This window comes from Rhodococcus sp. As11, assembly GCF_048957735.1.
In the GTDB taxonomy this organism is placed as follows: Bacteria; Actinomycetota; Actinomycetes; order Mycobacteriales; family Mycobacteriaceae; genus Rhodococcus; species Rhodococcus gordoniae.
In genome coordinates, this window is sequence record NZ_JARDJE010000050.1 from 1 (window position 1) to 1,523 (window position 1,523).

Here is a 1,523-nt window from a genome sequence, read left to right on the forward strand (position 1 = left end):
GCAATTCGGTAGTTGTCAACCTGTCTGAGACAGATGGGTGATGTTGATTCCGGTCGGTCGAGGTAGTGGTGGTGCCAGCGGCCGGCGCTGGAACCGCTGCGGGTGCCGGGCATGGATCCGGTCGAGTCGGTCCTGCCGGCGGCGGTGATCCTCGACGGCGGTGCCGAGGAACACCGACGCCGGGGTGTGCCGACCCAACCCACTGTGGCGGTGTTCGAGGGCGTACCGGGTCATGAACTCCTCGGTCCACCGCCGGGCATGGTCGATGCTGTCGAACCGTTGCGGACACGCCAGGTCGTACTTGACGGTCTTGAACAACGACTCGGAAAACGGATTGTCGTCACTGACCCGCGGCCGCGAGTACGAGGGCAGCACCTGCTGCTCGTCGAGCGCATCGAGCAGTGCGGCCGACCGCATCGAGGCCCCGTTGTCGGCGTGCAGCGCCGTCGGCGCCCCGAACACGGTGAACGCTTCGGTGAACATGTCCACCGCCGCAGCGGCGGTCTCGGCGTACTCGATGCGCCAGGCCACCGGGAACCGCGAGTACACATCGATCGCCAGATACAGCAGATACCGGTCCTGGGTGCGTGGCCCCTTGAGCACGGTGATGTCCCACGACCACAACGTGCCCACCGCCGGAGCCGGAACGACCGGTTTGCGGCGGCTGATCCCCGATCCCGGGCCGCCGCTGCGGCTGCGGCGCCGGTCCCCGACCAGGTTCTGCGAGTGCGCCACTCGATAGAAACTCGACTGTGAACACTCCACCAACCCCTCATCGAAGGACCGCCAGTACAGTTGGCACACAGACAGATACGTGTTCCTCTCGGCGAGGATCACCTCGACGATGGTGTCCTTCTCGGCCGGTGACAATGCGGTCGGCTGATGCCGGTTCCGCTGCGGGACCGGATCCGACACCGGCCGATAGTGCCGATATCCGCGAACATCCCGGTAGTAGCGGGCCCGGGGGATCCCCAGCAATGCGCAGCCACGCACGATCGACACACCGGCTGCGGCCAACGCGGTGACGGTGTCGGTCAGGACAGTCCTCGGCGTTCGAGCCATTGCGCGTACTCGCGGGCACTCATCAACGACGGCGGGATCTGCGGGTCCTCGTCGGTCGAACTCTTGGTGATCCCCTGCAAGAGCTCGAATGCTTTTCCCAGGATCTCCACGGCGGCGTCGCCCTGGGCGACCTTCTCGCGGAGGCGTTCGTTCTCTTTGCGGAGCTTGGCCAGCTCCGCACGGTCTCGACTGTCCACTCGGCCCCTCGACTTGTCTGCTGCGGTCACCATCGACGCTTCCAAGTCTCCCGAATCCCGGGCGTGGATCCAACGCGTGATGGTGGCGTAGTCGAGGTTGGTCTCGCGCAGCAGGCGGGTCTTGGCACCGACTTCGATGCATTGGTCCCACTGTCGCAGGAACTCGATCTTGTAGGCGAGGGAGAACGCGCGTTTGCCGGTGCGGGTCCGTCCAACAGGGATGTCGATCATTGGTGTGTTCCGATCCCCACGCTGGTTGCCAGG

Annotated in this window: 2 protein-coding genes; both read right to left on the reverse strand. The window is 65.4% G+C overall.

Annotated features, from left to right (window positions below):
- Positions 1–15 precede the first annotated feature (15 nt).
- On the reverse strand, positions 16–1,062 hold the full coding sequence (locus PV766_RS24005; protein WP_421098118.1) for a transposase: 1,047 nt from the start codon (positions 1,060–1,062) through the stop codon (positions 16–18).
- Positions 1,035–1,523 (reverse strand): hypothetical protein (locus PV766_RS24010; RefSeq protein ID WP_421098119.1); only part of this gene is annotated, 489 nt, incomplete at its 5' end. The genes PV766_RS24010 and PV766_RS24005, both read right to left, overlap by 28 nt.